At 64.2% G+C, this 18,536-nt stretch carries 16 protein-coding genes; 6 read left to right on the top strand and 10 right to left on the bottom strand.

Features of this window, described 5'->3' with window-relative positions; translation table 11 throughout:
• Window positions 1-7: 7 nt before the first annotated feature.
• The 4 genes from RB623_RS24360 to RB623_RS24345 form a co-directional block, all read right to left on the bottom strand.
• Window positions 8-1,618 carry an ATP-binding protein gene (locus tag RB623_RS24360; RefSeq protein ID WP_308059661.1) on the bottom strand — a complete coding sequence of 537 codons (1,611 nt, stop codon included), beginning with the start codon at window positions 1,616-1,618 and terminating at the stop codon, window positions 8-10.
• Window positions 1,615-2,352, bottom strand: coding sequence for a response regulator transcription factor (locus tag RB623_RS24355; RefSeq protein WP_308059659.1), 738 nt, complete (start codon window positions 2,350-2,352; stop codon window positions 1,615-1,617). Before RB623_RS24355 ends, RB623_RS24360 begins: the two co-directional genes overlap by 4 nt.
• A 239-nt stretch (window positions 2,353-2,591) precedes the next feature.
• Entirely contained in the window at window positions 2,592-5,093 is a 2,502-nt protein-coding gene (locus RB623_RS24350; RefSeq protein ID WP_308059658.1) for a calcium-binding protein, read from the bottom strand.
• Between the two features lie 216 nt (window positions 5,094-5,309).
• Window positions 5,310-6,209: a LysR substrate-binding domain-containing protein gene (locus RB623_RS24345; RefSeq protein WP_308059657.1), complete on the bottom strand. Its 900-nt coding sequence runs from the start codon at window positions 6,207-6,209 to the stop codon at window positions 5,310-5,312.
• Window positions 6,210-6,302: 93 nt separating this feature from the next.
• On the opposite strand from RB623_RS24345, the gene RB623_RS24340 reads away from it, so the two are divergent.
• Window positions 6,303-6,497: a hypothetical protein gene (locus tag RB623_RS24340; protein WP_308059656.1), complete on the top strand. Its 195-nt coding sequence runs from the start codon at window positions 6,303-6,305 to the stop codon at window positions 6,495-6,497.
• A gap of 3 nt (window positions 6,498-6,500) precedes the next feature.
• Here RB623_RS24340 and RB623_RS24335 read toward each other — a convergent pair whose 3' ends face one another.
• Complete coding sequence (locus tag RB623_RS24335; RefSeq protein WP_308059655.1) at window positions 6,501-9,314, bottom strand: calcium-binding protein; 2,814 nt, start codon at window positions 9,312-9,314, stop codon at window positions 6,501-6,503.
• A 345-nt stretch (window positions 9,315-9,659) separates the two neighbouring features.
• On the bottom strand, window positions 9,660-9,881 hold the full coding sequence (locus RB623_RS24330; RefSeq protein ID WP_308059654.1) for a hypothetical protein: 222 nt from the start codon (window positions 9,879-9,881) through the stop codon (window positions 9,660-9,662).
• A gap of 37 nt (window positions 9,882-9,918) precedes the next feature.
• Between RB623_RS24330 and yidD the strand changes: the two genes are divergently transcribed.
• Window positions 9,919-10,272 carry a membrane protein insertion efficiency factor YidD gene (yidD, locus tag RB623_RS24325; protein ID WP_308059652.1) on the top strand — a complete coding sequence of 118 codons (354 nt, stop codon included), beginning with the start codon at window positions 9,919-9,921 and terminating at the stop codon, window positions 10,270-10,272.
• On the opposite strand, the gene RB623_RS24320 is transcribed toward yidD, so the two are convergent.
• Complete coding sequence (locus RB623_RS24320; protein ID WP_308059651.1) at window positions 10,235-10,717, bottom strand: hypothetical protein; 483 nt, start codon at window positions 10,715-10,717, stop codon at window positions 10,235-10,237. The two genes, yidD and RB623_RS24320, sit on opposite strands and share 38 nt — an antisense overlap.
• A gap of 142 nt (window positions 10,718-10,859) precedes the next feature.
• Here RB623_RS24320 and thrS point away from each other — a divergent pair, with 142 nt between their 5' ends.
• The gene (gene thrS / locus RB623_RS24315; RefSeq protein WP_308059650.1) at window positions 10,860-12,857 is read left to right on the top strand and encodes a threonine--tRNA ligase; all 1,998 of its coding nucleotides are present in this window, start codon (window positions 10,860-10,862) and stop codon (window positions 12,855-12,857) included.
• A 58-nt stretch (window positions 12,858-12,915) separates the two neighbouring features.
• Window positions 12,916-13,881, top strand: a complete 966-nt coding sequence (locus RB623_RS24310) for a 1-acyl-sn-glycerol-3-phosphate acyltransferase (RefSeq protein ID WP_308059649.1) — start codon at window positions 12,916-12,918, stop codon at window positions 13,879-13,881.
• Between the two features lie 9 nt (window positions 13,882-13,890).
• On the opposite strand, the gene RB623_RS24305 is transcribed toward RB623_RS24310, so the two are convergent.
• A complete protein-coding gene (locus RB623_RS24305; protein ID WP_308059729.1) occupies window positions 13,891-14,388 on the bottom strand; it encodes a GFA family protein in 498 nt (165 codons plus the stop codon).
• Window positions 14,389-14,479: 91 nt separating this feature from the next.
• On the opposite strand from RB623_RS24305, the gene RB623_RS24300 reads away from it, so the two are divergent.
• Window positions 14,480-14,809, top strand: a complete 330-nt coding sequence (locus RB623_RS24300) for a TfoX/Sxy family protein (protein WP_308059727.1) — start codon at window positions 14,480-14,482, stop codon at window positions 14,807-14,809.
• A 43-nt stretch (window positions 14,810-14,852) separates the two neighbouring features.
• Here the strand turns inward: RB623_RS24300 and RB623_RS24295 are convergent, their stop codons facing one another.
• Both RB623_RS24295 and RB623_RS24290 read right to left on the bottom strand, forming a co-directional pair.
• Window positions 14,853-15,770: a pseudouridine-5'-phosphate glycosidase gene (locus tag RB623_RS24295; RefSeq protein WP_308059648.1), complete on the bottom strand. Its 918-nt coding sequence runs from the start codon at window positions 15,768-15,770 to the stop codon at window positions 14,853-14,855.
• A complete protein-coding gene (locus RB623_RS24290) occupies window positions 15,760-16,743 on the bottom strand; it encodes a carbohydrate kinase family protein (protein WP_308059647.1) in 984 nt (327 codons plus the stop codon). Before RB623_RS24290 ends, RB623_RS24295 begins: the two co-directional genes overlap by 11 nt.
• A 566-nt stretch (window positions 16,744-17,309) precedes the next feature.
• Between RB623_RS24290 and RB623_RS24285 the strand changes: the two genes are divergently transcribed.
• Window positions 17,310-18,536, top strand: a complete 1,227-nt coding sequence (locus RB623_RS24285) for an integrase arm-type DNA-binding domain-containing protein (protein WP_308059645.1) — start codon at window positions 17,310-17,312, stop codon at window positions 18,534-18,536.

Genomic DNA, 18,536 nt, shown 5'->3' with positions numbered 1-18,536 from the left:
CTGTCGCTCAGGTCTGCCCCTCCAGCGAGGTGGCCACCTTCCAGATTTCGGCAGGAGTGAATGGTTTTTCGACCACCGGTGCGCCGACACGCGCCAAGAACCGTCCAGCGGCAGGCCCAAGCGTGTCGCCTGTGACGAAGACGATGCGCTCGGTCAGTTCCGGTCGGTTCTCCGCCAGCCAGCGGTAAAATGCGGGCCCGTCCATGTCCGGCATGCGGATGTCGCAAAGGATCAGGTCGCAGGGGTCTTCGCCAAGCCTGTCGCACGCCTCACGGCCATTGCCCGCCAGCGTGCAGCGATAACCTCGGCGGGCCAGAATCTCGGCGAGGGTTGAAGCGATTTCCGGCTCGTCGTCCACGATCAACGCCCGCCTGTTGGGGGGAGGCTTCAGCGCTGGGACCGCCGCCGAATCCTTGTCAACTTGCGCGGCTGCCGCGCCACCGCCGCGCGGCAGCCGCAATTCGAAGGCCGCGCCGCCGAGCGGGCTCCTTTCCAGCAGCCGCAACGTTCCGCCGTGCGCCTCGGCGAGCCCGAGCGATACGGCCAGCCCGATGCCCGTGCCTTCACCGACCGTCTTGGTGGTAAAGAACGGATCGAAGATCCGTCCGCGGATATGGTCCGGCACGCCCGGGCCGTTGTCGGCCACAGTAATCCACACTTGATCGACGCCGGCGCTCCTTCCCGCCTCGATTCGGATCCTGCGCGGGCCATCCCTCGCTTCCAGCGCCTGTTGCGCGTTGACCACCAGGTTGAGCAGCACCTGATGCAGTTGGTCGGGATCAGCTTCGATCGGCGGCAGATCGGCGGGGATGTCCGTCTGCACCTCGATCCCCGTCGTTCGAAGGCTATAGGCAAGCAACTCCAGCACCTGGGCGACAACGTCGCCCAGGTGGATGTCGCGGCGCTCCGTCTTGCGTTGGCGGGCTATGGCGAGAAAGCTGCGCACAATGCGCGCGCAGCGTTCCGCGGCTTGTTCGATGATCCTGGCGCGCCGTCCGATCTCTTCCGCACCCTCTGGCTCACCCCCGGCCAGGCCGTCGAGCAGCATCGCGGCCTGACCGAGAACGACGGCAAGCGGATTGTTGAGTTCATGCGCGACACCCGCAAGGAGGGAGCCGAGCGCCGCCATCTTCTCAGTCTGGAAAAGGCTTTCCCGCTGCCGCTCGATCTCCGCCTGAGCGGCCTTTTGCGCCGACAGATCCCGCAGATGGGCGGTGAAAAGACGCCGCTCCGGCAGCCGCACCTCGGTGATGGTGAGTTCCACCGGCACCGTGCTGCCGTCGCGCCGCATGGCTTCCAGCTCCACGCGCCGCCCAAGCACCCGCGCCTCGCCGGTGCGCATGTAGCGAGCCATGCCCTCCGAATGAAGCCGCTGAAATTTTGGCGGCACGATCAGTTCGGCCAGTTGCCGGCCGAGCGCCTCCTCGCGGGAATAGCCGAACGTACGTTGTGCAGCCGGATTGAACTCGACCACGCAACCGTCCTCGTCCGCCACCACGATGCAGTCGAGCGCCGAGGCGATGACGGCGGCGCTTACCGCCTCGGTCTCCTGAAGGTCGCGCAAGCGCTTTGTAAGGCTTGCAAGCTCCGGCAGTTCCCAGGGATGGGATTCGCTCACGCTTCGTCCCCAAAGCCGGTGTAGATGTAGCCTGCGCCGCGCACCGTCTTGATCACCTGCGGCTGGGCGGGATTGCGTTCCACCCGTCGCCGCAGACGTGTGATGCGGATATCGACAGCCCGGCTGCCGCCGTCGGCTTCCGCTCCAATGGCGGCAACAAGCTTCTCGCGTGAGAGCACCCGGTTGGGATAGCGCGCAAAGGCCGACAGAAGGGCGAAATCGGCCTCGCTCAGCCGTTCGCGACGGCCGTCCGCAGCGATCAGGGCCCGGCCCTCATTATCCAGCACCATGTTGCCGAACCGCGTGCCTTCGACCTTGGGCGCCGGCGGTTCGGCCGCGGCCACGGCGGGCGACGGAGAGGCTCGCAGCGGCCTGCGCAGGATCGCGCTGACGCGGGCTTGCAGTTCGCGCAGGTTGAAGGGTTTGGCGACATAGTCGTCCGCGCCTATTTCGAGCCCGACCACCCTGTCGATCACCTCGTTTGCCGCCGTGACCATGATGATGCGCACGGGCGCACCCGCACGAAGCCGGCGGGCAACCGAGAACCCGTCTTCGCCCGGCATGTTGACATCGAGCAGAACAAGGTCGGCGGGCTCCCGTGCAAGTTCCGCATCAAGCGCGGCGCCGCTCAGGACAGTGCGGACGGCGTAACCCGACTTGCCAAGATATTCGGCGACGATTGCGCCGATCTCGGGCTCGTCGTCCACCGCGATGATGCGCGCCCTCGACTCCATCAGGCCCCCCAATCCCAATTGTCACATAGCCGGTCCCGGATGATCCGACAACAGAATGTCCGGGTCGACCAATCCGCAAGGCCGATTTCGCAGATGTCGGAAGCGGACGTCTGGCCTTGCGGAAAGGTGAAGGCCTATGACTGTTCACGCTTCACTTGGCGGCTGGTTGTTTTTGAGTTGATCAAAAATGCAAAGGACCGGCCCTTTCGAGCCGGTCCGATCTGTTCGTGCGTGCTTCGTCAGGCGAAGATGAAGTCCGCCTGCGTCAACTGCGAGGCATGCACGTTGAGCAGGAACACGCTGTCATCCGTGCCGGCGATGCTGATCGTGGTGCCGAGCTGGGTTTCGGCAAAGCTCAGATCTTCGAATGCGACGTCGTAGAACTGAAGCCGATCCACGCCGTCGGCAAAGTCCTGGATCTTGTCCTGGCCAGTCTCGCCCTTGAACACGAAGACGTCCGCGTCGCCGCCTCCCGTCAGCGTGTCGTTGCCGCCACGCCCGAAAAGCCTGTCCGCTCCCATGCCGCCGCCAAGCAGGTTGTCGGCGCCGTTGCCATAAAGCTTGTCGCCGAAGGCGGAACCCGAGACGCTTTCGACCGAGGAGAACTTGTCTCCCTGTGCGAAGCCGCCTGCGGCGGTGCCGGCGAAAAGATCGATCTGCACGGCAGCGTTCGAGCTTGCATAGGACACGGCGTCTCGTCCCGCGCCGCCGCTGTAGTTGTCGGAGCCAAGGCTGCCGACAAGCAGGTCGTTGCCCTTGCCGCCAGAGAAGCTTTCCGACCAGTCGCCGCCATAGACGATATCGTCATAATCCGAGCCGATGACGCTCTCGATGGAGATGATCGTATCGTTGAGCGCGCCCGAGCCGCTGACCGACTGGGTCACGAGGTTCACGGAGACGCTGCCGGTGGCGCCTGCGTAGGAAACCTTGTCGATCCCTTCGCCGCCATTCATCAGGTCGCCGCCGGCGCCGCCGTTCAGCGTATCGTTGCCGTTCGCGCCATACAGCTTGTCGTTGCCGTTGGACCCGTACAGCGTGTCCTTGCCGTCCATCCCGAACAGACGGTCGATGCCGTCATCGCCCTTCAGGATGTTGTCGAGCGCGTTGCCCACGCCGATGAAGTCGCTGGCGTAAATGTATTCCAGGTTCTCGACATTTTCGCCAAGCGTGTAGGACGAGAGGTTCGTGCGGACCTCGTCGATGCCCGCGCCGTCCAGTTCGACGACCTGGTCGGACAGGGAGTCGACATAGTAGATGTCGTCTCCGGTGTAGCCTTCCATGACGTCGTCGCCCTTGCCGCCGTCGAGCAAGTCGTTTCCGTTGCCGCCGTTCAGCGAGTCGTTGCCGTCCTTGCCGTAGAGCTGGTCGTTGCCATTGTTGCCGGTGAGCTTGTTGGCGAGCGCGTTGCCGGTCAGCGTCTTGCCGTAAGAGTGGTCGATGATCTCCCCGTTCTCGATGTGGTCGCCGAGCGTCCAGTTCGTCCAGGTGCGGATCGTGTCCGCAGAGCCACCGTTCTGAAGTTCGGTCACGCTGTCCTTGGAGGAGTTCACCTCGTAGGTGTCGCTGCCCGTGCCGCCTGCCATCTTGTCGTCGCCATTGCCGCCGATCAGCATGTCCTCGCCGATGCCGCCGTAGAGCGTGTCGTTGCCATCGCCGCCGCTCAGAGTGGAAGACCAGGACTTGGTGGCGTCGATGATGTTGGCGAGGTTGTTGCCGGTGATCGTCACGCCGAAGCCGCCGGAACCCGAATAGAAGACGTTCTCGACGTTGCCCTTGACCTGGGCGGCGTTGCTCAGGTTGAGCGCGGTATTGCCGAGCAGCATGATGAGGTCGGGTGTGGCATCGCCGCCGGTTTCGTCGACGACGTCGCCTGCATTGTCGACCGTGTAGGTATCGGACCCAGTTCCGCCCTTCATGACGTCGGCGCCGGCGCCGCCGTCGAGGTTGTCCTTGCCCGCGCCGCCGATCAGCGTGTCCTTGCCCGCGCCACCGATCAGCACGTTGTCAAGAGAATTTCCGGTAACCGTGACGCCGGCTGTCGACTGGACCACCACCTTCTCGATGCCGGATCCGCCAGTGGACAGGTCCACGCTGTAGTTCGCATAGACGACGTCATAGCCGCTGGCGTCGCCGGTGATCAGGTCGGCCGCGCTCTGAAGATAGTAGATATCGTCGCCGGCGCCGCCGTCGAACTTGTTGGCGCCCGCGCCGCCCCACATCTTGTCATTGCCGGCATCGCCGAAGAGGGTGTCGTCACCGTCACGCCCGTAGAGAGTGTCGTGGCCGTCGCCGCCGTGCAGCGCGTCGTTGCCGGCGCCGCCATCGAGCTCGTCCTGACCCTCGTCGCCTCGCAGGATATCGTGGTCCGCCTCGCCGAACAGATAGTCGTCGCCGCCGTCGCCGATGAGTGTGTCGTTGCCGGAGCCGCCACGCAGTATGTCGTTGCCGATTGCCCCATCTCCGAGATCGTCGTCTCCGGCCAGGTAGTCGTGGCCGTTTCCTCCCCAAATCTTGTCGTTGCCGTCATTGCCTACGACATAGTCATTGCCGTCGTCGCCGTAGAGTTCGTCGTGTCCGCCCCAGCCCCAGATCGTGTCGTTGCCGCCCTTGCCGAGGATCATCTCATTGTAGGCATCGCTGCCAACGAGTTCGCCCTCGAAGATCGGCCCGACAATGGGGTAGTTCACCCACTCGCCGCCCTGGTCGCTGTCGGTGCCGATGATGATTTTGTCGATTGCCATTTCTGTCTCCATCGCGAGGCGACTTTGGCCGCCCCTCCTTGTTTCGCCGAGCCGGAAGCGGCCCGCGTTCGATGGAGGCTGTATTATGGAAGGCGCGTATCGGGGTGCAGATGCCGAAGACGGCGCCCGGTTTCCGATGTTTCAGGTTGGCTTCGGCAGAAGTGTTACAATTGAATTGCCAGTGGAGATGCTTTGTTTCCGGCTCTCCGTGGCCAATCAGGGACGCACGTCGGAGCGGACCGCGTTGACGAGCCAGTCAGCGAGCGCCGCGGCGGATGGTGCGAGCCTGTCGAGATCAGGCGCGACGATCCAGTAGGCCCCGTAGGGCAGTTCGTGCGCAAACGGTGCGACCAGCCTTCCCGTTTCGAGATCCGGCGCGCTCAAGAGCCTGGATCCAAGCGCGACGCCATGACCACGCGCGGCGCTCTGCATGGCGAGCGCGCAGTCCGGAAAGATCGGCCCGCGCAGCGGCTCGCCGCCGGACACGCCCATCTGGCGGAACCAGTCGGACCAGCCGTCGCGATTGTCCTCGTGCAACAGCGCGTATTGGCACAGATCCGCCGGCGTGCGGATCGGTGGCCCGGAGGCGAGCAGTTCCGGCGCCATCACCGGCAGGCTGCCGCAATCGGCCAGGTGCCGCGATTGAGTCCGCGGCCAGGACGTGGCGATGAGGCTGTGGCGGATGGCGAAGTCGGCAGCATGGCCGCGAAAGTCGATCAGGCGCGGGGCGGCGTCGATCGCGACATCGATGTCGGCGCGCGCCGCATTGAAGAGGTGCAGCCTTGGCGCGAGCCAGGCCGCCGCGAAGGAGGGCTCCACGCTGACCGTCACGACATGCTGGACCGGCCGGCCGATGATCTCGTCGAGCCGGCGATCGATGGCGTCGAAACTGGTGGTGAGTTCGACCAGCAGGTGTTTTCCTGCCTCGGTCAATGCCACCTTGCGGTGCAGGCGCTCGAACAGCGGTCTGGCCAGAAGCTCTTCCAGATCGCGCACCTGGCGGCTGACGGCCGCCTGGGAGACGAAAAGCTCCTCGGCGGCGCGGCTGAAGCTGAGATGCCGGCCAGCCGCCTCGAAGCTGCGCAGGGCGGTAAGCGGTAGGCGTCCGCGCTTCATCTTGCATAACCTCAAGTCATTCGAGCGCGAAAATATACTCGTTTGAGGGCGAAGGCCAGCGGCGGTCTAATGCGGGCGGAAGGAGATTCCGACATGAACGCCTATCTGGAGATTTTCAGCGACGTATTGCGTCTCGCGACGTTCCAGGTCCGACAGCGTCCGATGCGGCAGGCCTTTCCGAAGATTGTCGCGGCTGTTCCGGGCAGGGACGCCACCCCAACCGAGCGGATCGGCGGCGGCGGAACGGCCTGCCTTCCGGCAGGCCGTCGCTTGGATGCTAGAGGATGAACGTCAGATCACCAGAAATTCCGCGGCGGTGAGGGCAGGGGCGCCGGCCAGGGTGGCGAATTTGACATTGCCGAAGGCGCCGCCCGAGCCGTCCGCGTCGTAATAGAGATTGCCCGTGCCCGAATTGTAGATGATCCGGTCGTCGGCATCCTTCAGGGCGACCACGATATCCTTGAATGCCGAGGCGGCGAGCGCGCCTGTGGCCGCCAGCGCGGTGAAGACCGCATCGTCGATATGGATGCTGTCGGCCGACACGTCGTAGTCGGCAATGATGTCTACATTGGTCGCATCGTTGGGCGCCGCGTCGAACACGATGACGTCGTTGCCCGCGCGGCTGGTCAGCGTGTCGTTGCCGCCCCCGGCTTTGATCACGTTCGCGCCGGCATCGCCGATGATCGCCTGGCTGAATTCGTTGCCCGTCAGGTTGATCGCCGTGGTGCCGTTGATACTGGTCGTGTTGAAATGTTCGACCTCGACGCCGGACGCAAGCGCATAGCTTGTGTTTGTCGCTACCTTGTCGAGCACGCCCTGGCCGGCTGCCTCGATCACGACGTCGTTGGCGTCGTTGATAAAAAAGAGGTCGTCACCCGCGCCGCCTGCCAGGGTGTCCGCAGCGCTGCCGCCGTCCAGCGTGTCGGCGCCGGTGCCGCCGGTCAGCGTATCCGCTCCACCGAGGCCGTACAGCATGAAACCCGTATCGGCGACGGTCATCACGTCGGCGAAAGCCGAGCCCTTTACCATCTCGATGTTGACCATGCCGTCGCCGACGGCACCGCCGTCGCCCTGCAGCACCGTTCCCACCTGTGTGATGACGATGGCTGCGCCCGCCGCGCTATAGTCCGCTGTATCGGAGCCTTCGCCTCCGTCGAGAATGTCGGCGTAACCGGCCCCCACCAGCGTATCGTCGCCGCCGCGCCCGAATACCTGACTTACCGAACCCGAAACCTCCAGGCGATTGTTGTTCTCGTCGCCGAGGAGGTCGGCGCGCTTCGTACCCTGATAGATCACGTTTTCGATCGACTCCAACGTGTCACCGGCGGCAGCCTGGCGGTTGAGCGATGCATCCTCGAGATCGACCAGCAGGTCCGTCGTGCCGAGCGTGTCGAAATAGAACACGGTGTCGGTGCCTTCGTCGCCATAGAGGGCATTGACGCCGTTGTCCGCCTTGAAGGTGTCGTCGCCGGCGTTGCCGTGCGCCTCCGCCCAGTAGGAAAGCGCATCATTGCCGCTGCCGCCGATGATGATTTCGACGCTGCTGAGATCGTCGGAACCGATGTCGACGCCCGAGGCCAACGTTACACCCAGGCCAGCGATGTGAATTGCAGCTATGGTCGCGACGGAGAAGGCGTAATCGACCGTGTCGGTATTGGCGCCGCCGTTGACTGTGTCGTCGCCGGACCCCGGCAGCAGAATATCGTCGTTGTCGCCGCCGTTGAGCGTGTCGCCGCCGCCACGCCCGTCGAGCGTATCGTTCCCGTCGTCTCCGCTCAGCACGTTGGCTTTGGCATCGCCGCGGATGATGTCGCCATTCCAGGTGCCGATGACGTTCTCGATGCTGGAAAGCTGGTTGATATAGACGCCCTGGGTCTGGTTGACCTTGCGCTCAAGATCCACGTCAATCCGGGAAATCGGTATCTGGTAGCTGGCGGTATCGATGCCGCTGCCGCCGTTCAGCGTGTCGACGCCGCCGTCTCCTTGGAGAAAATCGTTGCCGTTCCCTCCGTTGAGCACGTCGTTGTGAAGGCCGCCATAGAGCGTGTCGTCCTTCTCGCCGCCGTTCAGCGTGTCATTCTCGGTGCCACCCTGGAGCGTGTCCTTGCCGTCTCCGCCGTGCAGCGTGTCGATGCCCGCGCCGCCGTCCAGCGTGTCGTCGTGATTCTCGCCGCGAAGGACGTCGTTGCCGCCGAAGCCAATCAGGATGTCCTTGCCGTCGCGGCCATACATGACGTCGCCGTTGCCGCTGCCGTCGATGGTGTTGGCGCTCGAATTGCCGGTCGCCGTCATGGCGGCTGTCCCAGTGTAGTCGAGGATCTCGATGTTGACCGGCATGGTGAAGACTGCGAGCGCCGTCCGCACCATGTCGATGCCGTCGCTGAGGATCTCGTTGACGAGGTCGCCGCTTTCGACGCCGACATAGAGGTCGTCGCCGTCGCCGCCCGACAAAATGTCCGCCTGGCTGCCGCCGATCAGCGTATCGTCGCCGTCGCCGCCGGCAAGGCTGTCCACGTCGGCGCCGCCGTCGAGCGTGTCGTCGCCATCGCCGCCGCTGATGATGTCGTTGCCGCCATTGGCCTCGATGAGAAAATTCTCCCAGGTGTCGGCGTAGAAGGGAGTGTCAATGGAATCGACATCGATATTGTCGGCGAAGGCTCCGCCTTCAACCTGGGACGTGACCTCGCTGCCGCCGTCATATTTTCGGCTTTCGATGGTCACGTCGTTGGCGGCGCTCACCAGCAGCATCGATTCGATGCCGGCCATCGAAACCGTGAACGTCCCGGCCGAAGTCATCACCAGCGTGTCGTAGTCCGCCCCGCCGTCGATCGTGTCGCCGTCGATCTCGGTGACCGTGCCGGAAAACTTGTCGTCGTCGTCTCCGCCGAGCGCTTCCTCGATGCCGGACCCGAGGTAGAACGTGTCGTCCCCATCACCGCCGGTGTATTTGCTGCCGCTGCCGCCGCCGGTGATGGTGTCATTGCCGTCCTCGCCCTCGATCAGGATCGGCAGGGGCGAGGTCACGTCCCATGCGCCGATGCTGTCGTTGCCGCCGCCGAGGCGGACGATCAGGCGGTATAGTGCCGTTCCCGGCGTCGACGTCACCAAGCTATCCGGAATTATCACGCTGTTGAAAGAGTCGTCGAAATAGAGAAATTCGACGCTGCTCACGTTGGCAAAATCGATTGAACCGATCAACTGTGTTGAGGAGAAATGGATTTCGTCGGCTGCGGTTCCGCCTTTGATCTCATCAAGAGACGAAAGCTCAAGTGTATCGAAATAATATCTGTTTACCTCGTTCGGTCCAATAAAAGTGTCTGCCGAGCTCGTTCCGTAGAAATTTGCCATGATGCGTCTCCTGGTGCTCTATCTGGATGCAATCTCCGGTGCTGTTTTTGGGTATTGTGAACTCTCACTGTTTCCGGATAGTGCCAAGGGGAGGTGGATCTGTTACAGATCGCATCTCATATTGAGATCCATGCCCGAAAGTTCGGCGGGCATCCGAACAGGCCGAAGACGATCGAAGCACTGGTGGAAGCCGTAGCTGTATATCGCGTAGGCGACACCCAGCCCCATATCGACCAACAGCGCTTGACCGGATTGCCCATCGAGCATGGCGTCGACCGGCACGGTCGGGCCGACACCCTTGCGGAGTGCGGCGCGGATAGACATCTTTCGCCGATGACAAACGCTTCGCGCGATGATCCCCGTGCAGCATAGCCCGCCTGGACATGACCATGACGCGCCGTCGAGAGGCCGCAACTGGTCCGGCCCGTGGCGGCCGACGCCAGGGCGGCTGCTGGGCACGTCATTCGTGCGGCTGTACCAACTGACGCTGTCGGGTTTCGTCGGCAATTCCTGCCGCCACATGCCGACGTGTTCGGAATATGCCTATGAAGCGATTGCCCGCCACGGACTCTGGGCCGGCGGATGGATGGGGCTGTTTCGGGTCATGCGCTGCGGGCCGGGGGGAACCAGCGGGATCGACAACGTGCCGGAGCAACTGGCGCCGCGCTACCGCTGGTTCACGCCGTGGCGGTACTTTCGGCTGGAGAAATCCTGAGCCCCGCCGGCGGCTCGAATCGTTCGAGATAGTCGCGGGCGCGCGGCAGCACGTCGTGCAGATACTGTTCCGGCCCGCGCAGCCACAGACCGTCGATGGTTCGCGACTTCGCTTCCGATATCAGGACTTCCGTTGGCAACGGCACCAGCGTGTGCGACCAGCCCGGTATCAGGCGTTCCGCCTTGCGGACTGTGTGCGACAGCAGACGCGGCCACGCTGAAAAGCCGTGGTAGTCGAAAGCGAGTTTCCCGTCCGTCGCGATGACATGATTGCCGATGTGGCCAGGTGCCGGCTTGATCCAGACGGCGCCGAAGCCGGCATCCGGATATTTTTCGAGGAATGCGTAGGCGAGGATGTGGCAGGCGCCGCAAGCGAAGAATTGCTGGTCGCCCAGCGCCCATTGCAGGTCGGGCTTGCGTTTGACGCTGCGCTTCAGGAAAAACATGGCGGCGACAGCTCCCGGTCGGGGAATCACCGCCAATCCTGCTTTACGCCGCGTGTTTGCGCCACTAAAAGCCGCTCCTGCCGGGCCTTCCGGCATTTTCCCACCCGCGCTCGTTTGCGGGACTGGATAGCAGGAGCAAGTCATGTCCAACGTTTCCCTTTCATTCCCCGATGGTTCCGTCCGCGACTACGACGCGGCGACGACCGGCTTGGCGCTAGCCGAGTCGATCTCGAAGTCGCTCGCCAAGAAGTCGGTTGCCTATTTGCTCGACGGTGAATTGCGCGACCTCAGCGATCCGCTTGGCCGGTCCGGCAGCATCGAGATCGTGACGCGGGAAAATCAGCGTGCGCTGGAACTGATCCGCCACGATACCGCCCACGTGCTGGCCGAGGCCGTGCAGGAACTGTGGCCGGGCACGCAGGTGACCATCGGGCCGGTGATCGAGAACGGATTCTATTACGACTTCGCCCGCAACGAGCCGTTCACGCCGGAGGACTTTCCGGTCATCGAGAAGAAGATGCGCGAGATTATTTCGCGCAACAGGCCCTTCACAAAGCAGGTGTGGGACCGCGACCATGCGCGAAAAGTGTTTCGCGACAAGGGCGAGGCCTACAAGGTCGAGCTGATAGACGCGATCCCCGAGGACCAGGATCTCAAGATCTATTTCCAGGGCGACTGGTTCGATCTCTGCCGCGGCCCGCACATGGCCGCGACGGGGCAGATCGGCAACGCCTTCAAGCTGATGAAGGTGGCCGGCGCCTATTGGCGCGGCGATAGCAACAATCCGATGCTGACGCGCATCTACGGCACCGCCTGGGCAGACCAGGCCCAACTCGACCATTACCTCCACATGCTGGAGGAGGCGGAAAAGCGCGACCATCGCAGGCTGGGGCGCGAGATGGACCTCTTCCACTTCCAGGAGGAAGGGCCGGGCGTCGTGTTCTGGCACGCAAAAGGCTGGAAGATGTTCCAGAACCTCATCGCCTATATGCGCCGCCGCCTCGGCGACGACTACCAGGAGGTCAACGCCCCGCAGGTGCTCGACAAGAGCCTGTGGGAGACGTCGGGCCACTGGGGCTGGTATCAGGAGAACATGTTCGCGGTGAAGTCGGCCCATGCCTTCACCCATCCCGATGACGAGGAGGCCGACCAGCGCGTCTTCGCGCTGAAGCCGATGAACTGTCCCGGTCACGTGCAGATCTACAAGCACGGTTTGAAGTCTTACCGCGATCTGCCGATCCGGCTTGCCGAATTCGGCAGCGTGCATCGCTACGAGCCCTCGGGCGCGCTGCACGGCCTGATGCGCGTGCGCGCCTTCACGCAGGACGACGCCCATATCTTCTGCACCGAGGAGCAACTCGAGGCCGAGATATTGAAGATCAACGACCTGATGATGTCGGTTTACAAGGATTTCGGCTTCGACGAGGTCGTGGTGAAGCTGGCGACGCGGCCGGAAAAGCGCGTCGGCACCGACGCCATGTGGGACCACGCGGAGGAAATTTTGAAGCGCGCGCTCGCTCGCATGGCGCGCGAGGACAACCGCATCAAGACCGGCATCAACGAGGGCGAGGGCACGTTCTACGGGCCGAAGTTCGAATATACGTTGAAGGACGCGATCGGCCGCGAATGGCAGTGCGGCACGACGCAGGTCGACTTCAACCTGCCGGAGCGGTTCGGCGCCTTCTATATCGGCTCCGATTCGGAGAAGAAGCAGCCGGTGATGGTGCATCGCGCCATCTGCGGCTCGCTGGAGCGCTTCCTCGGCATCCTGATCGAGGGTCACGCCGGACAGATGCCGCTGTGGTTCGCGCCTCAACAGGTGGTGGTTGCAACAATCACCTCGGACGCCGACGCCTATGCGGAGAAAGTCGTCGCGCGGCTGAAGCGAGCCGGGCTTTCCGCTGTCGCCGACCTGCGCAACGAGAAGATCAACTACAAGGTCCGCGAGCACTCGCTCGCCAAGGTGCCGGTGATCCTCGTCTGCGGTCGGCGCGAGGCGGAGGAGGATACGGTCAACATGCGCCGCCTAGGCTCGCGCGACCAGCAGTCGATGTCGCTTGAAGCGGCGGTTTCTTCCTTGGTCGAAGAGGCGACCCCGCCGGACCAGTGCCGCGCCGGTGAGGTCGCAGCCGCGGCCTGAAATACCGAAGGGCGCGCCCTTCATACAGGTGTCATCACTCTGACGTAGCCCGGTCGCGATGACGACCGCGCGATCGAAGAGCAGGGATGACTTTCCCGAACTGTCCTATTCCAACGCCAGCCAGCCGCGGCTGAAGCGCTGGATCATCCGCACTGTCGAGGGGCTGTCCGGCCGCAAGCGCTATGCCGCGCTCTACGCTATCTGGCGGGCCGAGGTTCAGCGCGGCAGCCGGCGTTGCTTCGCCCGCCTGCTCGAACTGATCGACGTCGAGGTTCGCCATGACGAGGCGTGGCCGCCGGAAAATCTGCCCGAAACGCCTCTGGTGATGATCGCCAACCATCCCTTCGGCATCGGCGACGGTATCGCCATCCTGTCGCTTGCCGAAAAGCTTGACCGGCCGTTCCGCGTGATGATCGCCGCAGATCTGCTGAAGATCCCCGAGATGGAGCCCTACGCGCTGCCGGTCGATTTTTCCGAGACCAAGGAAGCGCTGAAGAACAATCTGGCGGTGCGCCACGAGGCGTTGCGGTTGCTGAAGGAAGGCGTGACGGTGGTGATCTTCCCGGCCGGCGGCGTGGCGACCGCGCCGAAAGTGCTGGGCAAGGCCCAGGACCTTCCCTGGAAGATTTTTGTCGCGCGGCTGGTGCAGGACGCGAAAGCCTCGGTCATCCCGATCCATTTCCGGGGCCAGAACGGCCGGCTGTTCCACCTGGTCAGCAAATACATGAACCTGGTCGAGAGCGAGCACAAGGTCGTGCGTTTCGTCGGCAATCTGTCGCTGACGCTCCGGTTGTCGCTGCTGGTGCGCGAGTTCGCGCGGCTGTGCGGAAAATCGGTCGAGGCGCGCGTCGGCGCAGTGCTGCCATGGTCCGAGCTGGAACCGCTGCGCGACCGGAAAGCGCTGCTGGAGCGCCTGCAGAACGCGGTGCTCGATCTGAAGCCAGCCGACCCGGTGAAGTCACCGCCGCGCCTTCGGCTCGTACCGACGCTGCGCCGGCGCGAGGAACCTCGCAAGGCCGCCTGACGCGCGCTGCTACTCCACCCAGAGCCCGTGCTTCTTGTGCCAGTCGGCGATCGAATCCTCGGGATAGAGGTCGAAGCTGCGATCGCCCTCGCGGATATCCGGCTCGACCCAGGACGCCTTGTATTTCAGCATGATGTGGACGCGCCGCGGCGCCGTCGGCAGTTCGGTGTCGACGGCTGAGGCGAAGGGATGCACCAGCTCCGGCCAGGTCGGGTCGTAGAGCCACAAGGCCGATCCGCATTTCTTGCAGAACCGCCGCTCGCCGGTCGAGACCTCGCAACGCGTCCGCTCGTCGTCCTCGATCTCTGCTCGGTAGAGGCCGAGGTTTCGCTCGCCGGTGACCTTCAGCGTCTCCGAGACCGCGCCGAGGTTGATGGCGTATCCGCCGCCGCCCTGCTGTTTTCGGCAGATCGAGCAGTAGCAGAGCATGAACGGAACGGGCGTGTGGCTCTCGACTGAAAAGCCGACTGCACCGCAGCGGCATGAACCTTTGAGCAGAAGTGGCAAGGGCTTGCTCCGCGTCAGTTCGGCGAGACCGCAATGCTGGCCGCGCAAGGTGGCGATGACAAGCCCTTTCGCCGCTGGCATAATCGTCGCCATGGACAATGACGCGATCGCCGATCTGTTCGCCGGCCTGGGCGAGGTTTCCATCCGAAGAATGTTCGGCGGCAAGGGCATCTACCACAACGGACTGATCATCGGCGTCGAACTGCGCGGCGAGCTGATGCTCAAGGGCGATGAGATTTCCGCGCCGGACCTCGAAGCCGCGGGAGCGCGACGCTGGCGCTATACCGGCTCCCGCCACGGCAAGATGGTGGCCATGCCGTACTGGACCATTCCCGACGAGGCGGTCGACGACCCGGAAGAATTCGGACGGTGGGCCAGAAAAGCCTATGAGGCCGCGGTGCGCTCGCAATCCGACCGCTGACACCGGTTTTCCGGCTGAGGGCGGCCGGAAAACCGGCTGACCTTCAAAGCGCTCGCGCGATCCTGGCCGCCAGTCGGGCATTGTTTTCCACCAGGGCGATGTTGGTCTTCAGGCTTTCGCCGCCGGTCAGGTCCAGAATCGTCTGCAGCAGGAAGGGCGTCACGCGCTTGCCCGACACGGCCTGAACCGTTGCCGCCTGCTGGGCGCGCGCAATGTAACCTGCCATGCGTTCGGTCGGGATCTCGTCGGCTTCCGGCACCGGATTGGCGACCAGCATGCCGCCGTCCAGCCCCAGCGTCCGGCGCGTCCTGAAGAAGTGCGCGATGGCTTCCGGCTGGTCGAGCCTGAGCGGCGCGGGGTAGGGCGATGTGCGCGACCAGAAGGCCGGCATCACGTCGGACCCATAGGCGACGACCGGCACGCCGCGCGTTTCCAGCACTTCCAGCGTCTTTTCGATGTCGAGGATCGCCTTGGCGCCGGCGGAGACCACGATCACCGGCGTGCGCGAAAGCTCGTCGAGATCGGCGGAGATGTCGAAGCTCGTCTCGGCGCCCCTGTGGACGCCGCCTATGCCGCCGGTGGCGAACACCGAAATGCCGGCCATGCGCGCCGCGATCATGGTGGCGGCGACGGTGGTGCCGCCGGTGCGGGCTTGAGCGACCGCAAAGCCGATGTCGGCGCGCGACAGCTTCATGGCGCCTTGCGTCTGCGCCAGCGCCTCGCGCTCGGCCGGCGACAGGCCGATCTTGATGCGGCCGTCGACCACCGCGATGGTGGCGGGCGTGGCGCCCTCGTCGGCGATGATGCGCTCGACATTTTCTGCCATGCGGCTGTTGTCAGGCCAAGGCATGCCGTGGGTGATGATGGTGCTTTCCAGCGCTACCACCGGCCGGCCGGCGGCCAGCGCCTCGGCAACCGGCGCGAAAATATCGATATGGGACATGGCCGTGTCAGGCGACATGCGCTTCTCCTTTGCTCGGCGCCTCATGCAGCGTTTCGACCGGCGGGACAAGGGCCAGTGCCGCCGCGAAGGCGGCGGTGGAGAGCGCCGGTACGGCATCGGCGCTTTCCAGCGCAAGCAGCGCGGCCGCCATGCCCTCACGCACCGCCTCGGCCAGGGGCACACCGCGCAGCAGCGCGGCGGAGGTCGCGCCGGCCAGCGCATCGCCGGCACCGGTGACATCTGCGATTCTTTCCGGGGCAGGGGGCGCGAGCGAAAAACGCCGGTCGCCGTCGAGGGCAAGCAGCGGATCGGCTCCCTTCGACAGCACCGCACGCCTGAGCCCGAGCGTCTTCAACGCATCCAGCATCGCCGGCATGGGGGCGTCGGGCGAAAGGCCGGTCAGTGCGCCGGCCTCGCGTGTGTTGAGGAACAGGCAGGAAAGTGCTGGCAGGATGGTTTTCAGCCGCAAAACCTTGGCCGGCGAGATGGCGATGGCGAAGATGGGTTTTTCACCCGCGAGTTTTGGAATGCGCGCCAGCGCTTCGGCCGAAAGGTTGGCGTCGGTGAAGATCGCGTCTGCCTCTGCAACCGCCGCGCGCACCGAAGCGCGGCGCAACTGTTTTCCGATGGCGAGCTCGTAGAGGCCCATGTCGGCGAGAGCGGCGACCACGTCGCCGTGGCGGTCGAGCAGCGCCGTATAGCTCGGCGTGGCGCGGTCCAGAAAAGTGACGGAGAGGTCGCGGATGCCGGCCGCGGCGATCGCCTTCGCCACCGTCTCGCCGGCCATGTCGCCGCCGCGCACCGAGAGCATCCAGCCGCCGACGCCGCGCTGCACGGCGTTGCGCAGCGCGTTGCAGGCGCCGCCGCCGACGTCCTCGCGCATCGTGCCCGGGTTCGATGCGCCGGGCACGAAGTCGACGGCGATGCGGCCGCGCCGGTCGATATGCGCGCCGCCTATGCCGAGGATGGTTTTTTGCTTGTCTGCGTTCATGCCAACGAGTCTCGATGCGTCCGCCAGGAGCTAAACAGGTTTGGCCGGCTCCGCCACCAGATTTAGCAGCGGCAGACAGCACGGATCGTCGCCACGCCCGCCTTCGCGTCTGGCCATTGTCAGGAGAATGCCCCCTGCCACGGAGGGAGAAGTCGGGAAGACGGGCGGCCGCGGGGTCGCTCATCTAGTAACAATGTGCGACCTTGCGGCCGCCCGTCCGGCGATTTTGGGCTCTGTCCCGTCCTGCTTCGCGACAGCTCCGGCTCCGGCTTTCGCCTCGGCTGGCCGTGCTTAAGCGCGTCGTCCAGCGCACACCGCACGTAGTTGCGGAGGGAGGACCTTCGGACAAAACCTCCCCGGGCGCGGGTTACGTCTTCCCGCACCGGAGGCGCCGGTTCCTCCCCGCCTTCACACCGTCATGATCGGCGTTCCCGCAGGAGGGACTGGAAACCTGTCATAGCTGTCATAGCCGTTGAAAATGCCGGATTTTCGGGCTTTTTCTTGTCATAGTCGTCATGCTTGCGTACAGAAGAACCAAGCGCGACTAGGAAAAGGACTTGCCCAAAATGGCCCGCAGGAAGCTCGCCGAACCGCTCACCGCCAAGGTGATCGATGCGCTCACCACCACCCGCCGTTCAGAGCGGTTCCCGGAGGGCACGGTGTCATGCCTCTACATGAAGGTGCAACGTTCCGGTTCGAAGTCATGGGTGTTCTGGACGGAACGAAAGGGTTTTGCCGGTGAGCTAGGGCTGGGAAGCTGGACAGGTGCCGGCAAGGCTGGACGGGTATCGATACATCAGGCGCGCAAGGCTGCACTCGCTATCCATGATCGCATCGGTTCCGGCCATAACCCGGTAGAGGAGCGCAGACGCGATTCCATCACCTTCGGCAAGGTCGCCGCCGATCTCATTGCCGAAATGACGCCGGGGTGGGGAGAGAAGTCGGTAAAAAACTGGAAACTGAGCCTACAGGTTCACGCCGCCGATCTTCGCAGCAAGCCTGTCGCCAAGATCGGTGTGGACGATGTTCTCGCCGTGCTGCGGCCCTACTGGACCGAAAAGCTGGAAACCGCGAAACGGCTGCGGCAGCGGATCGAACATGTGCTTGACTTCGCCAAAGCCAAGGGTCACCGCGACGGCGACAACCCCGCAGCGTGGAAAGGCGGCCTGCAAAAGCTGCTGCCGAACGGCAAGCGGGCAACCCGGCACTTCGCCGCTGCACCCTATGCGGCGATCCCCGGCATCGTCACCGCCCTGAACGGCATGGCAGGACAGGCCGACGACGAAACCGGCGTCAAGGCGCTGCTGCTGACCCTGCATTGCGTCACCCGGACCGGCGAGACGCTTAAAGCCGAGTGGCAGGAGTTCGAACTGGACGGCGAGGAGCCGGTCTGGACGGTGCCTGCCGCCCGCACCAAGATGCGCAAAGACCACCGCATTCCGCTTAACCCGGCTGCGCTTGCGCTTCTCGACAGCCTGCCGCGCAAAGACGGTGAAACCCGGCTGTTCCCCGACACCAACAGTCACACCATGCTGAATGTGCTGCAATCGCTGCCGGGTTGCGGCGATCATACAGTGCATGGAACGGCACGAAGCGGCTTCCGCGATTGGGCCGGGAACGAAACGTCCTTCCCGCGTGACTTGATTGAGGAATGCCTTGCCCATGCGGTCGGCGACAATACCGAACGCGCCTACCGGCGGGGCGAGGCGATGGCAAAGCGGCGCAAGCTGCTTGCGGCATGGTCCGGTTATCTCGACGGTGGCAGCAACGTCCGGCAACTGCGGCGGGCCTGA

Source organism: Mesorhizobium sp. LHD-90 (assembly GCF_030929505.1).
Lineage (GTDB): Bacteria > Pseudomonadota > Alphaproteobacteria > Rhizobiales > Rhizobiaceae > Kumtagia.
Note: the sequence above shows the minus strand (reverse complement) of the source record. Positions and strands in the feature narration are given on the sequence as shown.

Coding starts and splice junctions, on each gene's coding strand:
- thrS (WP_308059650.1), top strand. CDS start 10,860: ATGTCCAACGTTTCCCTTTCATTCCCCGATGGTTCCGTCCGCGACTAC.
- RB623_RS24330 (WP_308059654.1), bottom strand. CDS start 9,881: ATGTCTATCCGCGCCGCACTCCGCAAGGGTGTCGGCCCGACCGTGCCG.
- RB623_RS24355 (WP_308059659.1), bottom strand. CDS start 2,352: ATGGAGTCGAGGGCGCGCATCATCGCGGTGGACGACGAGCCCGAGATC.
- RB623_RS24345 (WP_308059657.1), bottom strand. CDS start 6,209: ATGAAGCGCGGACGCCTACCGCTTACCGCCCTGCGCAGCTTCGAGGCG.
- RB623_RS24340 (WP_308059656.1), top strand. CDS start 6,303: ATGAACGCCTATCTGGAGATTTTCAGCGACGTATTGCGTCTCGCGACG.
- RB623_RS24285 (WP_308059645.1), top strand. CDS start 17,310: ATGGCCCGCAGGAAGCTCGCCGAACCGCTCACCGCCAAGGTGATCGAT.
- RB623_RS24295 (WP_308059648.1), bottom strand. CDS start 15,770: ATGTCGCCTGACACGGCCATGTCCCATATCGATATTTTCGCGCCGGTT.
- RB623_RS24300 (WP_308059727.1), top strand. CDS start 14,480: ATGGACAATGACGCGATCGCCGATCTGTTCGCCGGCCTGGGCGAGGTT.
- RB623_RS24290 (WP_308059647.1), bottom strand. CDS start 16,743: ATGAACGCAGACAAGCAAAAAACCATCCTCGGCATAGGCGGCGCGCAT.
- RB623_RS24320 (WP_308059651.1), bottom strand. CDS start 10,717: ATGTTTTTCCTGAAGCGCAGCGTCAAACGCAAGCCCGACCTGCAATGG.
- RB623_RS24310 (WP_308059649.1), top strand. CDS start 12,916: ATGACGACCGCGCGATCGAAGAGCAGGGATGACTTTCCCGAACTGTCC.
- RB623_RS24350 (WP_308059658.1), bottom strand. CDS start 5,093: ATGGCAATCGACAAAATCATCATCGGCACCGACAGCGACCAGGGCGGC.